The sequence below is a fragment of the Mucilaginibacter rubeus genome, from assembly GCF_014643835.1.
Classification (GTDB): domain Bacteria; phylum Bacteroidota; class Bacteroidia; order Sphingobacteriales; family Sphingobacteriaceae; genus Mucilaginibacter; species Mucilaginibacter rubeus.
In genome coordinates, this window is the sequence record NZ_BMKD01000003.1 from 258537 (window position 1) to 282781 (window position 24245).

Sequence of the window (24245 nt, forward strand, 5' to 3'; positions counted from 1 at the left end):
ATTACCAGTCGTCGGTTCTGAATGAGGAAACGGGGAGCCCGTTGGTGCCGAAGAGATCGCCCACCACAAAATCTTTAAAGGCGTAACGCACAGCTACAGGCTCTTTTACCAAAGCTGAAGATACAATAATTACGCTTCCCGATATCATGGCCTGTGCAGGGTAAAACATTTTGTCTTTACCGGCAACTTCAAAGTTTTGAATAGGTTTGTTGAATGACGTGAGCCCGTTTTCGGCATGCTCAAACCTGATGGTGGCCCGGTTACCGTCGACAGTCATTTCTTTATACAACGGGCTCGCATAGTCGAACCCTTTAATACCATAAGTTTGTGCCAAGGCCAGGTAGGCTAACCGTGTGCCGATAGGTTCTTTGCGCGGAGGGTGGATGAGTGCTTGCTCGCCTACATCAAGCGATACCGCCATACCGCTGTTGGGTATGGTTTTTAGTGATTTTCGTTGAGCATCGCGCAGATAGGCCGAATTGTATTTGCCTCCGCTATTGTAAGGCGGAAGCTGTGCATAATCATACGGGGCTATTTGAACATAATAAAAAGGGAAATCACCTTGATGCCAAAGCTCCCGCCAGCGTTTTACCATAGCTGGAAAAAGTTTTTCGTATTGGTCGGGACGGTCGTAATTGGATTCGCCCTGGTACCAGATGCAGCCTTTGATGCCGTAACCTATCACCGGGTTTAACATGCCATTGAACAGGGTAGTAGGCGTGCGTGATACAGCTTTGATGGTGTCTGTTTTGGCCGGAACTTTGATCTCCGGAAATTCTTTTAACCCTTCAGGATTCATCCAGGCCTCAGCGTTAGATCCGGCATAACAATCGCTGATCAGACCGATGGGCACGTGAAGCATCTCATTTAATAACCTGCCAAAATAATAACCTGTAGCGCTGAAATTGGCAACAAACTCAGGCGAGGCCACGTGCCATTCGGACGGTTTGCTGTTTTCCTGTACTTCGGTTACTGATGAGTGGGGTATGGTATAAATGTGAATATTACTATTAGATGATTTCAATATAGCGTCAACCGAGCCGCTTATGGGCTGGCTTTTGTAGCCCTTCATAGGGATCTCCATGTTTGACTGCCCGGTGCAAAGCCAAACTTCGCCAATAAGTACGTTGTTTAATTTGATGGTGTTGCTATCGCTAATAGTTACGGTATACGGCCCGCCATAAACCGGGGTGGCAACTTTAACAAGCCATTTGCCGTTGGCATTTACTCTGGCTTTGTAGCTTTTTTTGTTCCATGAGGTGCTGATGGTAACTGTTGAACCAGCTTTGTCCCAACCCCAAACGGGTGCTTCACTTTGTTGCTGCAACACCATGTTATCGGTAAAAATGGATGCCGGTTTTACCTGAGCCTGCAACGATATAAACAGGAGCAAACCCGGGCCCAACGCCAGTAATTTTTTCATTGCTGTAAATTATTTAGTGAGCTTTCCGGCGCGCTTAGCCTCAAGCCATCCGCTGAAAAGGAGGTTTTTATTCAACTCAGGTTTAGGGAAAAACAAGCTGGCCAGGGAACCAACTACGATCACCACTAAATGGCTGTACACACCCAGCATGTATTTATGCTGATTAAAGTTGTATTTACCCAAATTGAGCAGGATATGTTTGTCGTCGCCTAGGCCAATTTTGGTTGAAGTCAAAAAAGCATAGCCCGTAAACAGGATACAGGCAATAATGCCAATGTTCACCCCCTGGCGATTGGCCCGGCTGCTGAACAAGCCCAATAAAAAGATCCCGGCAATGCCTCCTGAGAATATGGCATACAGGGTAAACACAATGCCTAATGCACCTTCGTCGCCCGCAAGCAGATAAAGGGTGGCTATGCCCATCGCGCCACACCCAGCCAGTACTACTATCCAACGACCGGCCTTCAAATATTCTTTATCCGATTTATCAGGCCTGAACTTTTTGTAGTAATCCTCTACGCCAATGGCAGAAAGGCAGTTAAGGTCGGCGCCAAGGCTGGAGATAGCTGCTGAAATTAACGCGGCCAATATCAATCCAACAACGCCGGTAGGCAATTTACTCATAATAAAATAGGGGAAAACGGCATCTGCCTTAATACCTGCCGGTAATGGGTTTTGTTGATAATAGGCAAATAACGCTGTGCCGATGAACATGAATAATGCCCATAGCGGTACCGTTAGTGCCACACCCAATATCGACGCCCTGATAGCCGCTTTATCGGTTTTTGCTGTAAGGTACCGCTGTACCATGGTTTGATCGGTACCATATTTTTGGATGGCATAGAAAACACCGTTGATAGCCATCACGATAAAGGTGAGCTTCTTGAAATTCCAGAAATATGGGCCGAAATTGTTTTTGTGGTTTACACTGGCGATATGCCAGAGTTCGGGAAAGCCACCTTTTATCGAACAGATGAGGATGATGAATGATGCGATACCGCCGCCAATCAGCAGAAAACCCTGCACCACATCTGCCCAGATCACGGCTTCAATCCCCCCAATAAGTGTGATGACAATGATCACAAAGCCTATTACCCAGATAATGGCGAACGTATTGGTATTGGTCATGTTGGAGAGTGCCAGCGCCAGCAGGAAAAATACAGTGCCCATTTTTGAAAAATGGGTTAATACGAAACTGATAGAGCTATAAAAGCGTGCGAACAGGCCAAAGCGCTTTTCAAAATATTCATAGGTACTTACACCTATCACCTCGCGGTAAAGGGGAACTATAAACCATACCATCAGCAATAAAACTATCGGGACCATTAAGCCCTGAACAAGAAGAATCCAGTTAGAGGCAAAGCCTTCGCCTGGGTAGGCCAAAAAGGTTACACTGCTGATGAGCGTTGCCATTAATGACATGCCTATTGCCCATGCCGGGATGGAGCCGCGCGATACGAAATATTTTTTGGTGGAGTTTTGTCCTTTCGAAAACTTAAGACCGATGGTTAATGAAATGGCCAGTGCCAGGGCTATGATGATATAATCTGCCAGGTGCAGGGTTTCATGTTTCATATGCAGGTATAATTATTGGTTGCCCAAACGGGGGCAGGCCAGGGGTAGCTGCCGGGTTTTAAAGTTAAACATAATTGGTTATCGCCCGCTATGCGCATATGAATAACTCCGGGAGCTATTAGTTTTGAGGGATATAACTTTTCGATGTTCAAACGCTCAAGTATGGCCCAGGCGGTTGCTCCGCCCTCAATGAGCAATTCGTGAAGGGAGGTATGATCAATAACCTGTTTTACAATATCCGCCATTTTGTGGCTGAGTAATACCGGGTCTACTTTTATATCCTTTATAAAATCGGGGTTTATAGCAATGATAGCATTATTGCCAGCTACAATGCTCGATGCTACATGACTGGCAAAAAGGCCATGTACATGATCGCCGCTGGTTTCGGCGCAAATGGTGGCCGCAGGTACATAGTGTACCGGGATATTATTGTGTTTACCATCAAGAAGATTCAGCTTACCCTGGTAAAAGGTGCTGCCAAATACAAACAGCCGCCTGCCTGTGGTTTCCGGGTCAGGGATTTCGATCCTTTGCGGAGTTGTTAAGTATTCAAGCAGTATAGTAAACAGATTGGCCGAACCCGCTAAAAGGGTATTGCCATCTGTTTTGCTGATCCAATATTTAAGATCATCCTCATCTTCAGCCCCTCCTATGATAATTCCTGTCGATGGTAGCTTGTCATCCCTTTTTACTAATCGAACCTTTTCATCAGCCCTTAATAACTCAACAATATTTGAGCTTAAGGCGGGGAAGGTTGGATCGTTAGCGAAATTACTAAGATGAATAGGAGCATCGTTATAGTGAAACGTATCGCCTATAAGCTTCTTTGAATGGTGAGGATTTCCGGGTATAATCAAAGCCCTTTTTAAACCTGATGCCGAAAGCTGGCTTTGCAATTCCTCTATAATATGCCCCCGTAAAACTGAATCTATCTTTTTGAAAAGAAACCGGGGTTTTAGTTGCTGTAATTGGACGGTAAGGTCATGAACAATATCCTTTGCTTCATTTACCGCGAGTGAACGTGTATCGGTAGCGATAACAAGCAGGTCGGCATCGCAGTATTCATCAACAGTGGTGCTCACCTCGGTTCTTAATCCGTGGTTAAGGCCAATGCCGGCCAGCTCGGCGGCTCCTGTTAAATCATCTGCAATTACAGCGATCATGGTTTATACTTTTATCTTGTTTTTGCTCAACTGTACCGCCGACTCGATCGCCAGGATCATGGCATCGCTGCTGGCCACGCCTTTGCCTGCAATTTCAAAAGCGGTCCCATGATCAACCGAGGTGCGGATAATAGGCAGTCCCATAGTGATGTTCACGCCTTTCACGCTGTCCATTTGCTGCTTTTCGGCATTCCATTTAAAGCCGGTAAGCTTAAAGGGGATGTGTCCCTGATCGTGGTACATGGCTACCACACCACCATAATACCCGGTTGATGCTTTTGAAAATAAAGTGTCGGCAGGCACAGGGCCTTCTGCATCATAACCTAACTTTAATGCTTCCTGCACTGCAGGGAGGATTTCAAAATCATCTTCAGTACCAAATAAACCAGAGTCACCTGCATGAGGATTAAGCCCGGCTACACCAATCTTCAGGTTTTTCTCGCCCAGGGAAATAAGGCCATCCTGCAATAACTCAATTACTTCAATGATCCGGTCTTTTTTAACCAGGTCGCAAGCCTGCCTTAATGAAACATGAGTTGATACGTGGATCACTTTCATATTATGTTCAACCAGCAGCATGGCATATTTTTTTGTGCCGGTGTAATGGGCATAAATTTCGGTATGCCCGGCAAAATGATGTCCGGCTTCGTTGATGGATTTTTTGTTGATAGGCCCGGTTACTGTAGCGTCAACATCGCCGGCAAGCGCCAGGTCAATAGCTTTTTTAACGGCTTCAAACGAGGCGTTGCCTGCCATAGCCGAGATCTCACCAAAACGCAGTTGTTCCATATCTACATTTTGCAGGTCATATACATCAGGCTTGCCAAACTCAAAGTTCGCGTTGCGGATATCTTTTATGGAGCTTATGCGCGCATCTAAGCCAAGGCGTTTTACGATATCAAAAAACACACCGGTATCACCTATAATTACCGGACGGCAGATCTCATAAAGTCGTTTCGTTAATAAAGCTTTAACGGCTATCTCGGGGCCAATACTGGCCGGATCGCCCATGGTTATGGCTATGATCGGTTTTTCGGCTGTCATTGGTATATTGGTAAGCTAAGATTTTCAACATTGAGCATACGCTGCAGTTTTTTTTGCAGATCTGCGGCTTCGGTTTCGCTAACCTGCAATAAAGGCGGCATCATGTATATACGGCACAATCCTGCGCTTTGCATTAATGATTTTAATGCCGCCAACGACTCGCCCAGCAGGCGTTTGCCCTGGTAAATATCCCCTATCAGGTTGGAATGTCTTTGTAGTTGCAGCGCAGCGGGTTCGTCGTTGTTGTCGGCAGCAACGATCATTTTGTAATAAATATCAGGGAACAGGTTTCCCGTACTTGGCACCAGTCCGTCACTTCCTGTAAATAGCGCATGAGCAGATTGTGCGCCCCAACCTAAAAAGTGGCTGAAATCTTGTCTGTGCGCCCATAACTTCAGTGAATCCTTTAAACGCTCGTGGTTTCGTTCCGAATCTTTGGTGCCAACAATATTTTCGTGGTGGCTTAGTTCATCGAGAAGGTTCAGGTTTATCGATACATTGGTTGTAGCCGGGATGTTGTAAACTATCAGCGGGATAGGTACTTCGTTTGCCAGCGTTTCAAAGTACGTTTTGATTTCGTATTCGGTTAAGGTAAAATAGGCGGGTAAATGGGCTACCGCAACGTCAATACCTTCATCTGCGCAACGTTTGGCCAGGTCAATTGAATCGGCCAGGCAGTTTGATGAGATACCGGCATACAGCAGTCGGCCGGGCTGCCTTATTGAGGCAGCAAGTTTAATGAAATCAAGCTTAAGCTCGTATGATAGCGAAGCTGATTCACCTGTAGTACCCAATATGAACGGCACACCGCCGTAGTTGAAAATATTGTCGAATATTTTTTCAACCGCTTCGTGGTCAAGTTTGTAGTTATTGGTAAGTGGCGTAATTGATGGCACTACCAGTCCATTATATTTCTTTTTTGATTTCATTAGTGTTTTAATAAGCGGCCTCGTAAATGCTAACAGCGTCATCTATGTTCATCGGTCGCGGGTTGTTTTTAAGCAAGCGCGTAATTTTCATGGCATCGGCGGCCATTTGGGGTATGGTGTTTTTATCTATGTCTATTTCTTTCAAGCTTGCGGGGATTCCGCAGTCCTTAATCAGTTGCCTGATCTTTTCAACACCGGCATGAGCGGTTTCAAAATCATTGATACTGCTGTTACAACCCAATGCACGGGCAACAGCGGCGTATCGTTCTGGTGCTGCCGGAATGTTGTATTCCATTACAAAGGGGAGCAGTAAAGCGTTTGACAATCCATGGGCTATATGGTATAAGCTGCCCAACGGATAGGAAAGTGCATGAACACCGGCTGTATTAACGGGGCCCAAACAAAAGCCACCCATTAGACTGCCCATAGACAATTGCGTACGGGCATCTTCATTGGCACCATCGTTTACTGCTTTAACGAGATTGTCGGCTATAAGCCTGATCCCCTCAAGCGCGTACATATCAATGAATGGATGCGCGTGTAAATTGGTATAAGCTTCAAGGCAATGGGTTAACGCGTCAAGACCTGTAGCTGCGGTAACCTCTGCCGGGAGACTGATCATTAAAGCCGGATCAATGATCACCATATCCGGAACCAGGTAGCGGCTGATAATACCCTTTTTCTGATTATCGGCGTCATCTATCAGTATCGCATTGGGCGATGCCTCGCTGCCCGTACCCGCGGTTGTGGGCACGCAAATGAGTTTTTTAGTACGATCTTTAAGTAAGCCAATTCCGGTGATATCTGTCAGGGTTTGGTCATTATCAATCTGCGCGGCTATGAGTTTAGCCACATCAAGTACACTGCCGCCGCCAATGCCTATGATCACATCGGCTTCAGTATGTTTTACAGATGCAAGCAGATCTTCAAAATCCCTGAACGAAGGCTCTTTTACTATCGATGTATCCACGTGAACAGCGGTGCCCGCTTCTTTAAACTGAGCTAAAAGCGATTCAAGTTTAGTTGATAGTGGCCTGATGGTAATGATCAAAGCTGATTTATAGCCATGACCGGAAACCTCGTCAGTTAGTTTTGAAAGCGAGTTTTTGCCAACAATTACCTGGCCCGGAAACCGGATAGTGATGTCGCGATAAGGATGTTCAGTTTGCGGCATATACTTATATATTATAATAGCTGGCCCTGGTTAATTGGTTTTGATATAAAACAAAGATGGATAATGCCGCCTCCCATTTTTATCCAACCGTTATCCAATTATTATACGATATTATCAAAAGGGATATCTGCCGGTAAGTTATTATGATATGATCTGCCTGTAATTTGCTTTAACAGGTAGTTGGAGTAGTAAATAATCGCTAAAATATAAGGAGACGGGGCATGACAGTTCGGCAACTAAAGGCCGGTAACTTAGCAAAAAGTTGAATATAAGGATAAAGGGCCAAGTTTATAAAGGTCGTTTATCTTTTAATGCTTATATTCATCGGTGGCCAAACCGCCATCTCCTAATTATAAATCATCCGGCTAAACTCCGGTATTTTTTAATATTTCTGTTAACCAATTAAATACATATCTCCATGAAAGTAGTAAAAACGTTAGGACAATTTATTATAGAGAAACAAGCAGATTTCCCTTTTGCCAAAGGCGAACTGTCAAGGCTTTTGCGGGATATAGGCATTGCCGCTAAAATTGTTAACCGCGAGATTAGTAAAGCAGGACTTATCGATATCATAGGCGAAACCGATTCTGTGAACTCCCATGGTGAACGTCAGAAAAAGATGGATGTTTATGCCAATGAACAATTCATTTCGGCATTGCGCAGTGGTGGTGAATGCTGCGTTGTGGCTTCTGAAGAGAATGATGAACATATCCTGATAGAATCAGAGATCTCAAAACATGCCAAATATATTGTGGCGATTGACCCGCTTGATGGCTCATCAAATATTGATGTGAATGTAAGTGTGGGCACCATATTTTCTATCTATCGCCGTAAATCAACCGAAGGTGCAGCTAAACTGGAAGATGTATTGCAAAAAGGTACTGAGCAGGTAGCGGCCGGTTATGTAATTTACGGCTCATCAACAATGCTGGTTTATACAACTGGCAAAGGAGTTAACGGCTTTACACTTGATCCATCAATAGGCGAGTTTTGCCTGTCGCACGCTGATATTAAAATGCCTAAGGATGGCTATATTTATTCTATTAATGAGGGGTATTATACCCATTTCCCTTTAGGCGTAAAAAAATATATTAAATATTGTCAGGTTGAAGATATCGCTACCAACCGTCCGTACACTTCAAGGTACACAGGTTCAATGATTGCGGATATCCATCGCAACCTGATTAAAGGCGGAATCTTTTTATATCCAACTACCGCGCAATATCCAAATGGCAAACTAAGACTAGTTTATGAATGCAACCCAATGGCCTTTATTATTGAGCAGGCGGGTGGTTTAGCGTCTACAGGTTATGAGCGGATCCTTGATTTGGATGTTAATGAACTTCACCAGCGCTCGGCTATTTTTATCGGTTCAGAAAATATGGTTAAGCGGGCCGAAGATTTTATGCTGGCCTTTTCTTCGCAACAGTCAGCCATAACCCAACATAAACAGGTTATTTAGTTAGCAAAGAGCTTCTGTTTACAGTTTGGTTATTATCGGGCTGATAAATGAAGTTATTTTATGCGCTTTGATATAAAAATTAGGTAAGACTAATTTTTTTTATTTGTTTTGCATGTTGTTTACAATATGCCAAAGCGAATGAAGGTGTTGTTTTTACTGTCTCTTTTGTTAATGCCGGTAGTGGTTTTTGCCCAGCATGGTTCCCTCAGGGGAAAGCTTACCGCGGGTAGTGAACCGCTTTCTTTTGCTACCGTTGCCCTTTTCGGAACTTCTATTGGGGGTACAACAAATGATAAGGGTTATTACCATTTGAAAAACGTTCCGGCAGGTACATACACGGTTGTGTTTTCTAATGTCGGGTATGTAACCGGGCGTTACAATGTAAGCGTAAAACCGGAGGAAGCTACCGTATTGAATGGTAATCTCCAGGAAAGCAGTTCTAAATTGAATGAAGTAACTGTGACTGGAGTATCCCGGAAAACAGAATTAAGAAGTAATCCCATACCTATCGCGGTAATGACCCGGAAAGAGATGGATCAGAATGTAAATAACAACATTATTGATGCTATAGTAAAAGGGGTGCCGGGGGTTAACGCGGTTACTACCGGACCTAATATCTCCAAGCCATTTATCAGGGGATTGGGCTACAATCGAGTTTTAACTTTGTATGATGGTGTGCGACAGGAAGGACAGCAATGGGGCGATGAACACGGTATTGAGATAGACCAGTACGGTATTGGTCGCGCAGAAGTAGTGAAAGGGCCGGCAAGTTTAACTTATGGCTCAGATGCATTGGCAGGCGTGATCAACATGATCCCATATCTGCTGGTTGGCGAAAATAATGTTTTGAGAGGTGACTATACCGCCGATTACCATACCAATAATGGCATGATCGGCACCTCGCTGGGCTTGTCATACAAAAAGAACGATTGGGGATACGCCTTCCGGGCAACTGCGAAAGCAGCGCATGATTATCATAATAGTGTTGATGGTTATGTGTATAACACAGGTTTCCGGGAGTTCAATTTATCGGGTATGGCCAGGGTTGATAAAAATTGGGGGTACTCGCAAATTGCTGCAACTGTTTACGACAACCGGCAGGAGATTCCCGATGGCAGCAGGGACTCGCTTACAAGGCAGTTTACTAAGCAAGTAGCCGAAAGTAGTACCGACAATATTAGGAACAGGCCAATTGTAAGTGATGGCGAGTTAAGATCATACAGTATAACTCCGCTGCACCAGCGTATTCAGCATTACCGGATCTATTCGCATAATGAATTTAAATTGGGCGAAGGTAGTAGCATCAACGCTTCGCTTGGTTTACAAAAAAGCATCCGCAGGGAATATAACCACCCTACATTGCCTGATCAGCCGGGTTTGTATGTGATGCTCAATACTCTTAATTACGATTTTAAATATAACCTGCCGGCTATTGCAGGTATAGAAAGTAGCCTCGGCTTAAATGGTATGTACCAGGCCAACCGCAGCAAGGCTGCGACAGATTTTCCGATCCCGGATTATAACCTGTTTGATGCCGGGGCTTTTCTGTTCGCCAAAAAGACTATTGGGAAAGTTGATATCTCGGGTGGCATCAGGTATGATAACAGGCACATCCGCTGGAACGATTTTTATGTGGGGCCAAACTCCAAAAACGGGTTTGAGCAGCATTTGAAATTACCGGATACCGCAAGCGCCCATTTACAGTTTCCGGCTTTTAGACATGTTTACCAGGGTGTTTCGGGTAGTTTGGGAATAACCTATAATATCAGCGAACGCTTATTGTTTAAAGCCAACATCGCGCGCGGATACCGTGCCCCTAATATCACCGAGATAGGTTCAAACGGGCTCGACCCGGGTGCACATATCGTGTATTTAGGCAACCGCAGCTTCAACCCTGAATTTAGTTTACAGGAAGATCTGGGCTTCATCGCCTACCTGAAAGATGTTGACTTGATCGCCGAGTTATTCAATAATCATATCAACAATTACATTTACCAGGCTAAACTTACTGATGCCAATGGCAATCCTGTGGTGATTGTACCGGGTAACAGCACTTATCAATACCAGCAAAGCAGTGCCCGCTTGTATGGGGCCGAGTTTACGCTAAATGTGCATCCCCAAAATGTTAAATGGCTGGCTTTTAACAACAGCCTGGCTTATGTAACGGGAATCAACGGCAATAAACAGCTTATTGATGAATCTAACGGCGCAGCTAAATATCTGCCATTTATCCCGCCACTGCATATCCGGTCGGAGTTTAAGGCCAGTTTGCAGAAAGCGTATGGTGCTTTTTCGAAGATTTACTTTAAGGCTGAAATGGATGCTTACACCACGCAGAACCGATTTTATGCTTTGGATAATACGGAGACGGCTACACCCGGCTACGCCTTGTTTAATATTGGAGCAGGCGTTACTATCAAAAATAAATCGGACAAACCTGTTTGCGAATTTTTTTTACAGGTGGATAATTTGTTTGATAAAGCCTATCAATCCAACCTCAACCGTTTAAAGTATTTTGAATATTACCAGTCATCGCCAAACGGGCACCTGGGTATTTATAATATCGGGCGAAATATCAGTTTTAAAGCTGTTTTTCCTTTTTGATTTATTTTTAATGAAATATGGCTTTTTTTGTTTTTATTGCCTTGAGTTTCTGCACATCATGTAAGCGTGCGATAATAACTTTGAAATTCATTGATTAACGTCCCATCCCCTGATGTATACAAGCAAATTCGCCGTTCTGAATGCTCTTGTAAAATATAGAATGCGGTTGAACCTCAGGGTCCTCTGCGAGAGACCCTAAGGGGACGTGAAAGTGTGCGATAATGATTTCAAAATTTATCGGGCGATGTGCCTAAAACTCAATAATCATAAAAACATCTAAAGTAAATGGTTTATAAAACGAAGATTTTCATTTGTATGCTGCTGTGTGGCATATGCGGTGGGATGATCAGCGCTCAGGCACAATTGCAAGTGCCGGCTTCTTATGCTTTAATTAAACGGGTGGTGCCCGGTTATGCACAAAATTTTGTTGTTCAACCGCTTTCTGAAAATGAAGCCAAAGATGTTTTTGAAGTAGAAGGTGCTAAAGGCAAAATTGTACTCAGGGGCAATAATGGTATCGCAGTGGCGTCGGCCTTATACTATTATCTCACCGAATATGCACATTGCCAAATCACCTGGAACGGTACAAATCTGAAGCTTCCTGTAAAGTTGCCTATGCCGGCCAAAAGGATTCATAAAACCACGCCTTACCAATACCGGTACTACCTTAACTATTGCACCTATAGCTACAGTATGAGCTGGTGGGACTGGAAACGGTGGGAAAAGGAAATTGACTGGATGGCCTTGCACGGCATCAATATGCCGCTGGCCATAACCGGGCAGGAATACGTATGGGATAAAGTTTATAAAGGCATGGGCTTTAACAATAAAGATATGCAGGACTTTTTTACCGGCCCCGCATATTTTGGCTGGTTTTATATGGGCAATATAGATAAATGGGACGGCCCGCTGCCCGCAAGCTGGATAACCAGTCACCGGGATTTGCAGATCAAAATATTGCAGCGCGAACGCGAACTGGGGATAAAACCAGTACTTCCGGCATTTACAGGTCACGTGCCGGCATCGTTTAAAAAACATTTCCCGAATGCTAAGCTAAAGCAAACCAACTGGAACAACGGCTTTGCCGATACATATATCCTTGATTCGGAAGACCCGCTATTTGCGGAGATCGGTAAAAAATTTATACAGGAACAAACCAAGGTTTATTGCACAGATCATTTATACTCTGCCGATACTTTTAACGAGAATGAGCCGCCATCAAACGATCCTAAATTTCTTTCGGAACTAAGCGCGAGAGTTTATGACGGTATGAAAGGGGCTGATCCGAAAGCTGTTTGGGTAATGCAGGGCTGGTTATTTTTTAGCGACCGCAAATTCTGGCAAAACGAACAGATCAAAGCGCTACTGAATGCTGTACCTGATGATCATATGATCGTACTTGACCTCAATACCGATTATGAACCGATATGGAAACGGACTGAAGCATTTTACGGCAAACCCTGGATCTGGAACATGCTGCATAACTACGGCGGGAACAATAGTTTGTTTGGCAGGATAGAGGCAGTAGCTACGCAGCCGGCGCAGGCCCTTAATGATCCTAAATCGGGGAAAATGGTGGGGATTGGCTTAACCATGGAAGCTATTGAACAAACCCCTGTGCTTTATGAGTTAATGACGCAACATACCTGGCAAAACAAACCCGTTGATCTCGATCAATGGCTGCCGGAGTACTTATTTAATCGTTATGGTGTAAAAAGCAAGGATGCGCTTGATGCCTGGCAAACGCTACGGGGTACCGTTTTTAATGGCAAGGATATCCGTGACGGGGCCGAATCGATCATTACCGGCAGGCCAACGCTTGATTCGGCCGCGATATGGACACGCACACGTTTAAACTACAATCGTAAAGACCTGCTACCGGCCTGGGATAAAATGATAGCAGCTATACCTGCATGCAAACAAAGCAGCGGTTTTAACTACGACCTGGTTGATGTTACGCGGCAAGTATTGGCTAATTACGGCAGGCCGATCCAGCTAAAATGGATTAAGGCTTATCATGATAAAGATGAAAAGGCTTTTGATAAGTATGCTACCGAATACCTTACCCTGATCAGCGATATGGACAGGCTGCTGGCCACCCGCAAGGATTTTATGCTGGGCCCCTGGATAGCTGATGCCCGCAACTGGGGAACTACCCCTGCCGAAAAAGCGCTTTACGAAAAAAATGCCCGTAACCTGATAACACTTTGGGGCGATGCCGATAGCCCGCTGCATGAATATTCATGCAGGCAGTGGAGTGGATTGCTTAATGACTTTTATAAAGTGCGCTGGCAAAAATTTTTCGATCTGTTGAAAGGATCAATAAAAACGGGTAAAGAACCTGACTTTAAACTATTTAATAAATCAATAAGCAACTGGGAATGGCAATGGGTTAATTCGTCCAAAACTTATCCCGTTGTTCCTGCCGGAAGCAGCGCTGTTGTTGCCAAACAGCTTTATGAAAAATACAGGACAAACATGGGTAACGATCTTAAGTAATGGATACATCAACAGCTAAATCTGCAACTACCATTGTAAAGCCGGCAAGGTTATTATCGTTGGACGCCCTTCGTGGGTTTGATATGTTTTGGATCATGAGTGGGGAAGGGGTAGTGCACGCCCTTGCGAAAGCCACCGGCTGGCCGCTCCTGGTGTGGATGTCGGGGCAATTGCATCATACCGAATGGAATGGGATCACCTTTTATGATATGATCTTTCCATTGTTTTTGTTTATTGCCGGGGTTTCCATGCCTTATTCTATGGGCAATAAAGTTGCTAAACACGGGGTGGCTTATCCGTATCTGTTACCGTCCTCAGCCAAAGGTGAAATTTATCGTTCCATGATCAGGCGCACCATTATCCTGTTGTTTTTAGGCGTGGTTGTTAATGGTTTGTTTAAGTTTAACGGTTTGGAGAATACCCGGTTTGCCAGTGTGCTTGGGCGTATCGGCTTGGCCTGGTTTTTTGCCGGGGTAATTTATCTGAATTTTAGTACCCGGGGACAAATTTTATGGTTTGGTGTTTTACTGCTGGGCTATTGGGCGGCTATGGAACTGATCCCTGTACCTGGTTACGGTGCAGGGGTTTTAACCATGAACGGCAGCCTTGAATCCTATATTGATCGTTTATTACTTCCCGGCCGCCTGCATGATAAAGTGCATGATCCTGAGGGTATACTATCTACCATTCCGGCTATTGGTACCGCTATGCTGGGGATTTTTACAGGCCAGTTCCTGAAGCTGGAATCTGCAAAATGGCCAATGTGGAAAAAGGGTGTTTGTTTATTAGCAGCCGGTATTTTATTTATCGGGTTAGGGATGCTTTGGAATCTTGCTTTCCCCATCAATAAACGTTTATGGACAAGTTCGTTTGTAATGTTTGTAGGTGGATGGAGCCTGATTTTCCTGTCTGTATTTTACCTCGTGATTGACGTTGCCGGATACAAAAAATGGGCATTCCCTTTTGTGCTCATCGGGGTAAACTCTATCCTGATCTACCTGGCATCTGAAGGGATGGTTGATTTTCAGCATACAGCTAATTTTTTGTTCGGGGGAATAATAAGTCATCTTGCTCAAAGCTGGCAACCGGTGTGGGCCGCTATATCTATTGTATTTGTACAGCTTGCTTTGTTGTACTTTTTATACCGAAATAAGATTTTCCTGAAAATATAAACTAAGAAGCTGTTTGAATGTAGAGACACATAATTGCGTCTCCCGCATGCAAGGTCAAAGTAGTTTGAATTCTTTCAACGGCTCTCGTAGGTTTAAATTTTCCCTTAAAGATGCATTGTTGTTTAATCTGCAATGCGTGTTGTTTTGCCCCTCTGGGGCAAAGGATATTTCTATAATTTTTTATGCTACAAACCTTTTGCACCTCTGGTGCACTTGTCCTTAAGAACATCTCAATTAATATCATTTGTCAAATTATAAAAATCCCCCTCTGGTGCACCTGTCCTTAAGTACATTTCAATTAGTATCGTTTATCAGTTTATAAAAATCCCCCAGAAGGGGAAAAGGGTTGTAGTAGACAATTTTCAACCTCTTATCCGAACCCCAGAGGGGTTCAACTTACGCTGGTTACTCAATTAGCTATAGCCATTTGACTATTAATTTGTAAGCTAACTTGAGTCTGCGAGTGACGAAATCAGAAAAATAATTAAGATAAAATCGTATTAAATTAGTTAATTGTTAAAATAACACTTAATATTGAATTGTTTTTACCTTTATTATGACCAGGCGCATACTTTTCTTGTTTACACTTGTTTTGATTGGCACAGCTTCACGCGCGCAAAAACAAATGATCCCAAATCCAATAACCAGGGGATACTTCGCCGATCCTACTATTGTGAAAGATAAAGGCCGCTATTTCATTTATACCACAATAGATCCCTGGGGCGATAAAGAACTGGCCGTGCTGGAAACTGCCGACTTTATAAAATTCACGCGCCATCATATCAACTGGCCAACCAAACAAATATGCACCACTCCAGCCTCGCTCAATGAAATGGTTTGGGCGCCATCTGTAGTAAAAGGAAAGGATAGCAAATTTTACATGTATGTAGCCGTGGGCGGTGAAGTTTGGGGAGGTGTAAGCGATACACCGCTTGGTCCATGGAAAAATTTAAAGAGCGACAATACGCCTATGGTAAAATCTACAGATTACCCGCAGGTGCATAATATCGACCCGGATTGCTTTATTGATACCGACGGCAGCGCTTATTTGTATTGGGGATCTGGGTATAAATGGATCAACGGGCATTGTATGGCTGTAAAGCTAAAGGGCGATATGGTTTCGTTTGATGGAATGCCAAAAGATATCACCACGCCTCATTTTTTTGAAGGTGCGCATATGATTAAACGTAATCAAACTTATTACCTCATGTTTTCGGAGGGTAAGGCCATTGATGCTACTTACCAGGTGGGTTACGCCAAAGGGACCAGTCCGCTGGGCCCTTTCCTTGAGGATGAGCACAGGGTTATATTGAACACATCTGCCGATAGTACCGTGATTGGCCCAGGCCACCATGCCACCTTTGTTGAAAAAGGACAGCGCTATATTTTATATCACCGCATTTTTCCGCAAAAGGAATCATTTGTGTTGAGGCAGCTGTGTTTGGATAGTTTAAATTTTGATGCGGATGGTAATATCAAAAAGGTAAGCACCAAAGGAGTACAAAAGTTCAATTAACCTTATAACCTGTTATGATGAAAAAAATAGGCCGTGCCGCGCTGTTATTAATACCGGCATTTAGCTGGTTTGGCGCTTTGGCGCAACAAAAAGCCGATGTCACAAAACCTAAGAAGATCAGTCCTGATCTTTTCGGGATCTTTTTTGAAGATTTAAGTTATGCCGCCGATGGAGGCCTTTATGCCGAACTTATCCAGAACCGCTCATTTGAATATAACCCGGCCGATAACCGCGACTGGAATTCGATGACCGCCTGGAAATACCAAACAGATGGGTTTGGTTATGGTACCATTTCTGTAGAAACGGCTGCCCCGGTACATCCCAATAACCCGCACTACATTTTACTTGATATTCAGGATGAAGGGCAAAAAGGAGTGGGGCTCGAAAATTCAGGGTTTGATGGGATCCCTGTAAAAGAGGGTAAAAACTACGATTTTTCGGTTTTTTTAAATGTGATTTCAGATCAGTCTTTACCCGTAAAGGTTGCTCTGGTTGACCGCAAGGGTAAAGAATTAGGCTCTTCTTCATTTACGACATCTGATAAAGGCTGGAAAAAATATGCGGAACAAATTCATGTGAATTTTGATAATGATAGTGCCAAACTGGTATTATTGATTAAAGCGAAAGGAAAGATCGGGATAGATATGGTATCATTGTTCCCGGAGGAAACTTTTAAGAATCATAAAAATGGATTACGGGCAGACCTGGCGCAGGTTATTGCCGATATAAAACCAAAGTTTATGCGTTTTCCCGGTGGCTGCCTTACCCATGGTGATGGCATTGCCAATATTTATCGCTGGAAAAATACCATCGGCCCGGTTGAGCAAAGGGTTGAACAACGAAATATCTGGAACTATCACCAGACGGCAGGTTTGGGTTATTTTGAATATTTTCAATTTTGTGAGGATATAGGGGCAAAGCCCGTTCCTGTACTTGCAGCAGGAGTGAGCTGTCAAAACTCTGGCGGTACGTGGAGGATAGGTTCTACCGGGCAAAAAGGTATCCCGATGGAAGAAATGAAAGCTTATGTACAGGATGTACTCGATCTGGTAGAATATGCCAACGGGCCCGTTACATCTACCTGGGGCGCAAAACGTGCCGCGGCGGGTCATCCGGCACCTTTTAACCTGGAATACCTTGGTATAGGTAATGAAGATAAGATCACCGGCGTATTTGAAGAGCGTTTCAGGATGATCTATGATGCAGTGCACAAAGCCCATCCCGAAATTAAAATCATCGGTACGGTTGGGCCAAGTCCGAAGGGCGAAGATTTTGATAAAGGCTGGAAGTTGGCCGATCAGCTTTCGGTTGGTATTGTTGATGAGCATTATTATGAAAAGCCGCAATGGTTTTTAAAAAATACCCAGCGTTATGATGCATACAACAGGCTCAGGTCAAAAGTTTATATAGGAGAATATGCTTCCTGGGGCAATACCTTGTTTAATGCCTTATCAGAAGCGGTTTACATGACCAGTTTAGAACGTAACGGAGACGTGGTTAGAATGGCGTCATATGCACCGCTTATTGCCCGGATAGGCCATACTTCATGGAACCCCAATTTGATATATTTTAATGGTAGCAAGGTTTTCCCAACGGTAAACTATTATGTTCAGCAGCAGTTTGCTGCCAATTCGGGTAATGAGTATTTACCGGATGTAATAAAATTGAAAGGCGAAAAAGCGGCTCTTGACACCACGGCAGGCGTTTCAACCGTGTGCGACTCTGTGACTGGGGATCTGATCCTGAAAATTGCCAATGCCGGTAATGCTCCTGTTTCGGGAGAGGCAGATCTGTCAAAAATTGGTCAGCTACCCAAATCGGCAACAGTCACTGTTATTACAGGCAATCCGGACGTGAAGAATTCTGCCGATAATTCGCAAGCCATCGTCCCACAATCATCAGTAATAAAATTGCAAAAGAAGTGGGCTTTCACCGTACCTGCCTATTCATTGACGGTTGTCAGAATTAGCGGCAGAGAGATAGAAAAGCACAAATAATTATCCTGAATATTCGAAAAAAACAAACCAATTATACATGAAAAAAATAGTTTTACTGGGCGTTTTGGTCAGCTTTTACACGGCGGTCATGGCACAGTCGCAGCAAAAATTCAGCGCCTACCTGTTTACTTATTTCACAGGGAGCAAAGGTGGCGAAGAAATTCGTTTTGCTTTGAGTAACGATGGTTATCATTTCCGTGCGCTGAATAACAATCGCCCGGTTTTGAATTCGGCCGATATCAGCGCTACCGGCGGTGTTCGCGATCCGCACATCATGCGTGCTGCCGACGGTAAAACTTTTTATATGGTTGCCACAGACATGAACACCGAAAAATATGGCTGGGGACCGGATTATTCTATGGTATTGCTCAAATCAACCGACTTGGTACACTGGAGTTCGAAAACAATTGATATCACCAAACTTTATGAAAAATTTGCGGGTGTGAACAGGGTATGGGCACCGCAAACCATTTATGATCCGCAGAAGAAACAGTATATGATCTACTGGTCGATGCGTTTTGGCGAAGAGGCAGACAAGATCTATTATGCTTATGCCAATAAAGATTTTACAGGCCTTACAACCGAGCCTAAACAGCTTTTCTTTAAGCCGGATGGCGGTGCCTGTATAGACGGGGATATTGTTTATAAAAACAATAAATACTACCTGTTTTTCAAAACAGAGGGATCAGGTGCAGGTATAAAAATAGCCGTATCGAATAAGCTAACTTCTGGCTATGTATTGCGTGATAAATACGTACAGCAAACCAAAGACCCGGTAGAAGGGGCGGGTACTTTTAAATTAAACGATGGCAGCGGTTATATTTTGATGTATGACCTATATACACAAGGTAAATACCAATTTACCAGGACAACCGATCTTGAAAACTTTAAACTGATTGACGACGAGGTGTCCATGAATTTCCATCCGCGCCATGGTACGGTGATGCCTATAACTTCAAAGGAAGCGGCGGCATTAACTGCCAAATGGGAGACGGCTGAAGATGTCATACTTTCGCCACTTAACAAGCAGATTAAAACCATCAATATTGTTTTAGATACGGCGAACCATAAAGCTCACCTGCCTGTAATGCCGGGTACTGATTTAAAATCATTTGATCCTCATTTTACCTTGTTTCCAGGTGTTACTATCAGCCCGGCAAAACCACAGGATTTTACCAAAGGCCCGGTTAAATATTCTGTAACTATAGCAGGTAAAAAAGCGCAGGTTTTTGAGGTTACTGCCCAGGAAACCCATAACCCGGCTATTGCAGGATACTATGCCGATCCGGAGATCCTGTACGCCGAAAAAACAGGCAAATTCTATATTTATCCTACCAGCGACGGCTTTGATGGTTGGTCGGGCAAGTATTTTAAGGCTTTTTCTTCAGATGATATGGTGAACTGGAAAGATGAGGGTAAAATTCTTGATTTGCCGCAGGATGTGAGCTGGGCAAAAAAGAATGCCTGGGCTCCTTGTATCATCGAAAAAAAGATTGGCAACGAGTATAAATATTTCTACTATTTTGCCGCCGCTCAAAAAATAGGGGTGGCAACGGCAAATGACCCGGCTGGGCCATTTACAGATTCGGGTAAACCTTTAGTGGCACAATTGCCTGAAGGTGTTAAAGGCGGACAGCAGATTGACGCCGATGTTTTTGCCGATCCGCAAACAGGTAAAAACTATTTGTACTGGGGCAATGGCTATATGGCAGTGGCCGAGTTAAACGATGATATGATTTCATTAAAACCGGGTACTACCAAAATCCTTACTCCTTACTCGCATTATAACGAAGGTACATACGTGTTTTACCGCAATGGAACTTATTACTTCATGTGGTCTGAAAATGATACCCGGAGCCCTAATTATAGTGTGCATTATGGTACTTCTAAATCTCCACTTGGGCCAATAGAGGTTCCGGAGCAAAATACAGTTATCGCCAAAGATGCAGCAAAAGGTATTTACGGTACCGGCCATAACTCAGTGATCCAGATCCCGGGTACCGATGAATGGTATATTGTTTATCACCGGTTCAACTACCCCAAAGGCATTACCATGGGCGATGCCGCAGGATACAACCGTGAGGTATGTATTGATAAAATGGAATTTGATGGCAATGGATTGATCAAACAGGTACCCCCTACACATGAAGGTATAAAACCTGTACAGGTTAAAAAGTAACCTCGGTTTATATAAATAATGGTATAGCTGCTATGTGAACGTATTGAAGGTTCACATGGCAGCTTTTGTTTTATATAAAATTAAACACGTATTAGCTTTAAGCTTTGTGCCTTCCGCTTTAAGCTACTAAAAATATGTTCCGTTTTTTACAATTTGACGACTTCGTTGTATCCTATATTTGTAATCATGGTTTTCAAAGAGATGCTTCCGGAGCCAAGGCTGCAGCCTTACATCAAGTGCTTCTATCTGTATGAATCTGATTCGGACAGAAGCTACGATGATATTGTGTTCCCGAGCGGTACCATGGAGGTAATCTTTAACCTCGGTGCCGGAAATTGGAAATCAAAGAAAGGTGATACATTTTTTACCACTCCTCCAGTTGAACTTTGGGGCCAGATCACTAAACCTTTGCCCATTCAATCTGTAGGGCGCAATATTATGCTCGGCTTCCGTTTTTACCCGCATTCGGCTGCTTACTTTTTTGATGAAAATGTATCAGAATTTAACAACGAAATTGTTGATGCCACGCACGTATTCGGACCTAAATTAAGAACGCTTTATTTAAAATTATTGGAGACCGCCGACCTGAATGCGAAGGTGGCCATGATTGAAGATTATTTGCGGAGCCGTTTATCGGCAACCGAAAAAAAGCATTCGAAGATCAAATTTATCGGGGATATTGTCAGTAGTCTTAAAAAGAATTACAGCAACGATAATATCCTGTCTATTTCCAGCCGTTATAACATTTCCTCACGGCACCTTAATACCCTTTTTTCGCAGTATACAGGTTTACCGCCAAAATTATTTTACAAAATAAACCGCTTTCAGCATAGCCTTAACCTGGTTAGCGCTAATGAAGAAAAGCTAACGAATGTAGCCTACAGCGCCGGTTATTTTGACCAGGCACATTTTATAAAGGAATTTAAGCTTTTTACAGGTTTTACACCTAACTCATTTGCTGCTCAGGCGTCGCCTATAAACCAGGCGTTAGCGGGCAGTTAATACTCTTCCGTTTTATACAATTTTGGGCTATTCGAGCCACATAGTTTTGCTGATATAAAAAAAACAACAAAATGAAATCAGCAAAAACACCACAGGAGGTGCACGCGGTACTTGCAGCCGCTTTTAACACCAAAGATGTAAATGTAGTTATGAATGTGTATGATGCCAACGGTATTATTTTTCCCGAGCCGGGAAAAGAAGTATCAGGCAAGGCTCAATTTGAACAGGCCGTTAAAAGCATCTGTGCGGTTCCGGGAGTAATGGAAATCAAAACCGTTTACTGTCTGCAATCGGGCGATGTAGCGGTAGGCCGGTCGGAGTGGAGCGTCACCGACAATGGCAAAACACAGATTGCCGCAAAAGGGATAGAGTTAATGAAACAACAACCCGACGGCAGCTGGAAAATTGTCATCGATCATGCATTCGGAGCTGAGGCTAATCTCGTAGCCTGATTTTCTCTATCTGAAACAAAAAATGACCGGATTTATCCGGCCATTTTTTGTTTCACCTTTCACTAATCTCTTCCGTTTTATACAATTTTTAGAAAAGCGCCCAGCCTAATTTTGAGAATAAAATAAAAACAAGAACATGAAAAATAGATTCAATGAATTTTTAGCCCTGCATCATCAAACCGAACCTTTACAAGTTGGCAATGTATGGAATGCACAAAGCGCCCAGGTTTATGATAAATTAAATTTTAAAGCAATCGGCACATCAAGCGTGGCTGTTGCCAGCTCATTAGGCTTTGCAGATGGCGAAGAGATGAGTTTTGAGGATTACCTTTTTGTTGTTAAACGCATAGCTGCAACAACATCAGCCATGCTAACAGTCGACCTTGAAGGTGGTTATGGCGAAACACCGGAGGCTATCTGCAGTAACATCACAAAACTATATAATATTGGTGTTGTAGGTATCAATATAGAGGATTCGATAGTGGTGAATGGCCAGCGAAGTATTGTTGATGCCGAAGGCTTTGCCACAAAACTTAAACAGATAACTTCATTGTTAACCGCCACAGGGGTAGAGGTATTTATAAATGTAAGGACCGATTCCTTTCTGCTTGGCTTACCAAACGCACTGGAAGATGCTTTAACCCGTACTAAACTTTACCAGGATGCGGGTGTGCATGGTTTGTTTTTTCCGTGCATTACCCAAATAGCAGATATTGAAAAAATAACGGCCTTATCGCGCCTCCCGGTTAGCGTAATGTGTATGCCCGGCCTTCCGGATTTTAGAGCGTTGCAAAATGCAGGCATTAAAAGGATTAGCGCAGGCCCATTTTTGAATATGAACATCTACCGGTCACTGGAAAATTTGATCGAAAAAATAACAGCCGAAAATAGCTTTGCAGCCCTTTTTAACGGGACTGCCAGTTAACAGGCGAATAAAGTGCTAAATAATTAAAAACCTAATTGCCTTGTTTCACCTTATTATAAGATAGTTTAATAATCTACAAAATAAGTTTAGGTTAAAGTCCCGGCAGCGAACGTTAGGGACTTTTTGTTGTTATGGAATTTATCTTCAAAAAGTTTCAGCTACTCCAATCAGTAAACAAATTCTGTAAATAAGCCTGCAGAATTTTAAAGTGTTAATTCATTTTATCGCAATAATTATATAAAGTCTATGGTTTTAGTAGAATTTATATATATTTGCATCGTCAAATCGGTTCTTTGAATATTTTAATTATCAAGAAAGACTGAGGGAAAGGCCCTGTGATGTCTTAGCAACCTGTAAGCCCACTGTTATAAAGGTGCTAATTCCTGTCTGCCCAAAATAGGGTAGAAAAGATAATGTAATACGCTATGGCCTTGTATAGTGCAAGGTGTTGTATACTTCTTTTCCCTCTTCATTTTTCTTGCTAATTAAAATATTGAAAATATCACCGGGATGATATTACGGTTTAACCTGTATAGCAATGAACATTAAACAATTACTTTTTACCTGTTTGCTTTTCATAACAACATTGCCGGCTGTTGCGCAGATCACCAAGGCAATTGATCCGACAGCTGACGACCGCGGTTATATCATAAAAACCGGTGATCTTGCTCCTGCCGATTTTGAGCTCGTATTGACCAATGGTACAAAAACTTCTTTAACGAAGTTGCATGGTAAGGTGGTTATCCTGCAGTTTACCGCAAGCTGGTGCAGCGTATACAGAGAAGAAATACCGCATTTGGAAAAAGAGATCTGGCAGGCTTATAAAGATAAAGGCCTTGTGTTAATAGGCGTTGACCGCGATGAACCGCTCAACAAAGTAAAAAGTTTTCACCAGGTCATGAATATAAGCTATCCGTTGGCACTCGATCCTGGTGCTGAGATTTTTGGCCGGTTTGCCAGCAAAAAGAGCGGTGTTACCCGCAATGTGGTTATCGATCGGGATGGGAAAATTGTTTACCTCACCCGCTTGTACGATAAACAGGAATTTGCGTCCATGTTAAAAGCTGTGGACGCTTTGGTAAACAACAAAACAGCGTCCATCAATTAAAAAGAATCTATCAGTACTTAT

17 protein-coding genes and 1 riboswitch are annotated in these 24245 nt (G+C 43.4%); of the genes, 11 read left to right on the forward strand and 6 right to left on the reverse strand.

Features of this window, described 5'->3' with window-relative positions; all coding sequences use genetic code 11:
• Window position 1: 1 nt before the first annotated feature.
• Genes IEX80_RS11450 through IEX80_RS11475 form a run of 6 tightly spaced genes read right to left on the reverse strand, consistent with a single transcriptional unit; the run spans window position 2 to window position 7308 of the window.
• Window positions 2-1423: a sialate O-acetylesterase gene (locus IEX80_RS11450; RefSeq protein ID WP_188832973.1), complete on the reverse strand. Its 1422-nt coding sequence runs from the start codon at window positions 1421-1423 to the stop codon at window positions 2-4.
• Between the two features lie 9 nt (window positions 1424-1432).
• Window positions 1433-2998 (reverse strand): sodium:solute symporter family protein, encoded by a 1566-nt coding sequence (locus IEX80_RS11455; RefSeq protein WP_090531601.1) that lies wholly within the window; start codon window positions 2996-2998, stop codon window positions 1433-1435.
• Window positions 2995-4161, reverse strand: coding sequence for a four-carbon acid sugar kinase family protein (locus IEX80_RS11460; RefSeq protein WP_188832974.1), 1167 nt, complete (start codon window positions 4159-4161; stop codon window positions 2995-2997). Before IEX80_RS11460 ends, IEX80_RS11455 begins: the two co-directional genes overlap by 4 nt.
• A 3-nt stretch (window positions 4162-4164) precedes the next feature.
• A complete protein-coding gene (gene pdxA, locus IEX80_RS11465) occupies window positions 4165-5205 on the reverse strand; it encodes a 4-hydroxythreonine-4-phosphate dehydrogenase PdxA (protein WP_229701606.1) in 1041 nt (346 codons plus the stop codon).
• Complete coding sequence (locus IEX80_RS11470) at window positions 5202-6134, reverse strand: dihydrodipicolinate synthase family protein (protein WP_188832975.1); 933 nt, start codon at window positions 6132-6134, stop codon at window positions 5202-5204. The genes pdxA and IEX80_RS11470 overlap by 4 nt, the downstream gene beginning before the upstream one ends.
• 7 nt (window positions 6135-6141) lie before the next feature.
• The gene (locus IEX80_RS11475; protein WP_188832976.1) at window positions 6142-7308 is read right to left on the reverse strand and encodes an iron-containing alcohol dehydrogenase; all 1167 of its coding nucleotides are present in this window, start codon (window positions 7306-7308) and stop codon (window positions 6142-6144) included.
• Window positions 7309-7726: 418 nt separating this feature from the next.
• On the opposite strand from IEX80_RS11475, the gene fbp reads away from it, so the two are divergent.
• The 11 genes from fbp (at window position 7727) to IEX80_RS11530 (ending at window position 24224) form a co-directional block, all read left to right on the forward strand.
• Window positions 7727-8770, forward strand: coding sequence for a class 1 fructose-bisphosphatase (gene fbp, locus IEX80_RS11480; protein ID WP_188832977.1), 1044 nt, complete (start codon window positions 7727-7729; stop codon window positions 8768-8770).
• A 138-nt stretch (window positions 8771-8908) separates the two neighbouring features.
• Window positions 8909-11374, forward strand: coding sequence for a TonB-dependent receptor (locus IEX80_RS11485; RefSeq protein WP_188833235.1), 2466 nt, complete (start codon window positions 8909-8911; stop codon window positions 11372-11374).
• Between the two features lie 285 nt (window positions 11375-11659).
• Entirely contained in the window at window positions 11660-13873 is a 2214-nt protein-coding gene (locus tag IEX80_RS11490) for an alpha-N-acetylglucosaminidase (RefSeq protein WP_229701607.1), read from the forward strand.
• Window positions 13873-15045, forward strand: coding sequence for an acyltransferase family protein (locus tag IEX80_RS11495; RefSeq protein ID WP_090531587.1), 1173 nt, complete (start codon window positions 13873-13875; stop codon window positions 15043-15045). Before IEX80_RS11490 ends, IEX80_RS11495 begins: the two co-directional genes overlap by 1 nt.
• Before the next feature lie 556 nt (window positions 15046-15601).
• Window positions 15602-16561 carry a family 43 glycosylhydrolase gene (locus IEX80_RS11500; RefSeq protein WP_090531583.1) on the forward strand — a complete coding sequence of 320 codons (960 nt, stop codon included), beginning with the start codon at window positions 15602-15604 and terminating at the stop codon, window positions 16559-16561.
• A gap of 14 nt (window positions 16562-16575) precedes the next feature.
• The gene (locus IEX80_RS11505) at window positions 16576-18558 is read left to right on the forward strand and encodes an alpha-L-arabinofuranosidase family protein (RefSeq protein ID WP_229701608.1); all 1983 of its coding nucleotides are present in this window, start codon (window positions 16576-16578) and stop codon (window positions 18556-18558) included.
• A gap of 37 nt (window positions 18559-18595) precedes the next feature.
• A complete protein-coding gene (locus IEX80_RS11510; RefSeq protein WP_090531579.1) occupies window positions 18596-20737 on the forward strand; it encodes a glycoside hydrolase family 43 protein in 2142 nt (713 codons plus the stop codon).
• 186 nt (window positions 20738-20923) lie between these two features.
• Window positions 20924-21739, forward strand: a complete 816-nt coding sequence (locus tag IEX80_RS11515; RefSeq protein WP_176623027.1) for a helix-turn-helix domain-containing protein — start codon at window positions 20924-20926, stop codon at window positions 21737-21739.
• Window positions 21740-21810: 71 nt separating this feature from the next.
• Window positions 21811-22191, forward strand: coding sequence for a YybH family protein (locus IEX80_RS11520; protein WP_176623029.1), 381 nt, complete (start codon window positions 21811-21813; stop codon window positions 22189-22191).
• Between the two features lie 136 nt (window positions 22192-22327).
• Window positions 22328-23116 carry an isocitrate lyase/PEP mutase family protein gene (locus tag IEX80_RS11525; protein WP_188832978.1) on the forward strand — a complete coding sequence of 263 codons (789 nt, stop codon included), beginning with the start codon at window positions 22328-22330 and terminating at the stop codon, window positions 23114-23116.
• 303 nt (window positions 23117-23419) lie between these two features.
• A riboswitch (SAM riboswitch) is annotated at window positions 23420-23533 on the forward strand.
• A 121-nt stretch (window positions 23534-23654) separates the two neighbouring features.
• Window positions 23655-24224, forward strand: coding sequence for a TlpA disulfide reductase family protein (locus IEX80_RS11530; protein ID WP_188832979.1), 570 nt, complete (start codon window positions 23655-23657; stop codon window positions 24222-24224).
• Window positions 24225-24245 lie beyond the last annotated feature (21 nt).

Excerpts from the sequence above, each read along its gene's own strand:
- IEX80_RS11450 (WP_188832973.1), bottom strand. The coding sequence starts at position 1,423 with ATGAAAAAATTACTGGCGTTGGGCCCGGGTTTGCTCCTGTTTATATCG.
- IEX80_RS11455 (WP_090531601.1), bottom strand. The coding sequence starts at position 2,998 with ATGAAACATGAAACCCTGCACCTGGCAGATTATATCATCATAGCCCTG.
- IEX80_RS11460 (WP_188832974.1), bottom strand. The coding sequence starts at position 4,161 with ATGATCGCTGTAATTGCAGATGATTTAACAGGAGCCGCCGAGCTGGCC.
- pdxA (WP_229701606.1), bottom strand. The coding sequence starts at position 5,205 with ATGACAGCCGAAAAACCGATCATAGCCATAACCATGGGCGATCCGGCC.
- IEX80_RS11470 (WP_188832975.1), bottom strand. The coding sequence starts at position 6,134 with ATGAAATCAAAAAAGAAATATAATGGACTGGTAGTGCCATCAATTACG.
- IEX80_RS11475 (WP_188832976.1), bottom strand. The coding sequence starts at position 7,308 with ATGCCGCAAACTGAACATCCTTATCGCGACATCACTATCCGGTTTCCG.
- fbp (WP_188832977.1), top strand. The coding sequence starts at position 7,727 with ATGAAAGTAGTAAAAACGTTAGGACAATTTATTATAGAGAAACAAGCA.
- IEX80_RS11485 (WP_188833235.1), top strand. The coding sequence starts at position 8,909 with ATGAAGGTGTTGTTTTTACTGTCTCTTTTGTTAATGCCGGTAGTGGTT.
- IEX80_RS11490 (WP_229701607.1), top strand. The coding sequence starts at position 11,660 with ATGGTTTATAAAACGAAGATTTTCATTTGTATGCTGCTGTGTGGCATA.
- IEX80_RS11495 (WP_090531587.1), top strand. The coding sequence starts at position 13,873 with ATGGATACATCAACAGCTAAATCTGCAACTACCATTGTAAAGCCGGCA.
- IEX80_RS11500 (WP_090531583.1), top strand. The coding sequence starts at position 15,602 with ATGACCAGGCGCATACTTTTCTTGTTTACACTTGTTTTGATTGGCACA.
- IEX80_RS11505 (WP_229701608.1), top strand. The coding sequence starts at position 16,576 with ATGATGAAAAAAATAGGCCGTGCCGCGCTGTTATTAATACCGGCATTT.
- IEX80_RS11510 (WP_090531579.1), top strand. The coding sequence starts at position 18,596 with ATGAAAAAAATAGTTTTACTGGGCGTTTTGGTCAGCTTTTACACGGCG.
- IEX80_RS11515 (WP_176623027.1), top strand. The coding sequence starts at position 20,924 with ATGGTTTTCAAAGAGATGCTTCCGGAGCCAAGGCTGCAGCCTTACATC.
- IEX80_RS11520 (WP_176623029.1), top strand. The coding sequence starts at position 21,811 with ATGAAATCAGCAAAAACACCACAGGAGGTGCACGCGGTACTTGCAGCC.
- IEX80_RS11525 (WP_188832978.1), top strand. The coding sequence starts at position 22,328 with ATGAAAAATAGATTCAATGAATTTTTAGCCCTGCATCATCAAACCGAA.
- IEX80_RS11530 (WP_188832979.1), top strand. The coding sequence starts at position 23,655 with ATGAACATTAAACAATTACTTTTTACCTGTTTGCTTTTCATAACAACA.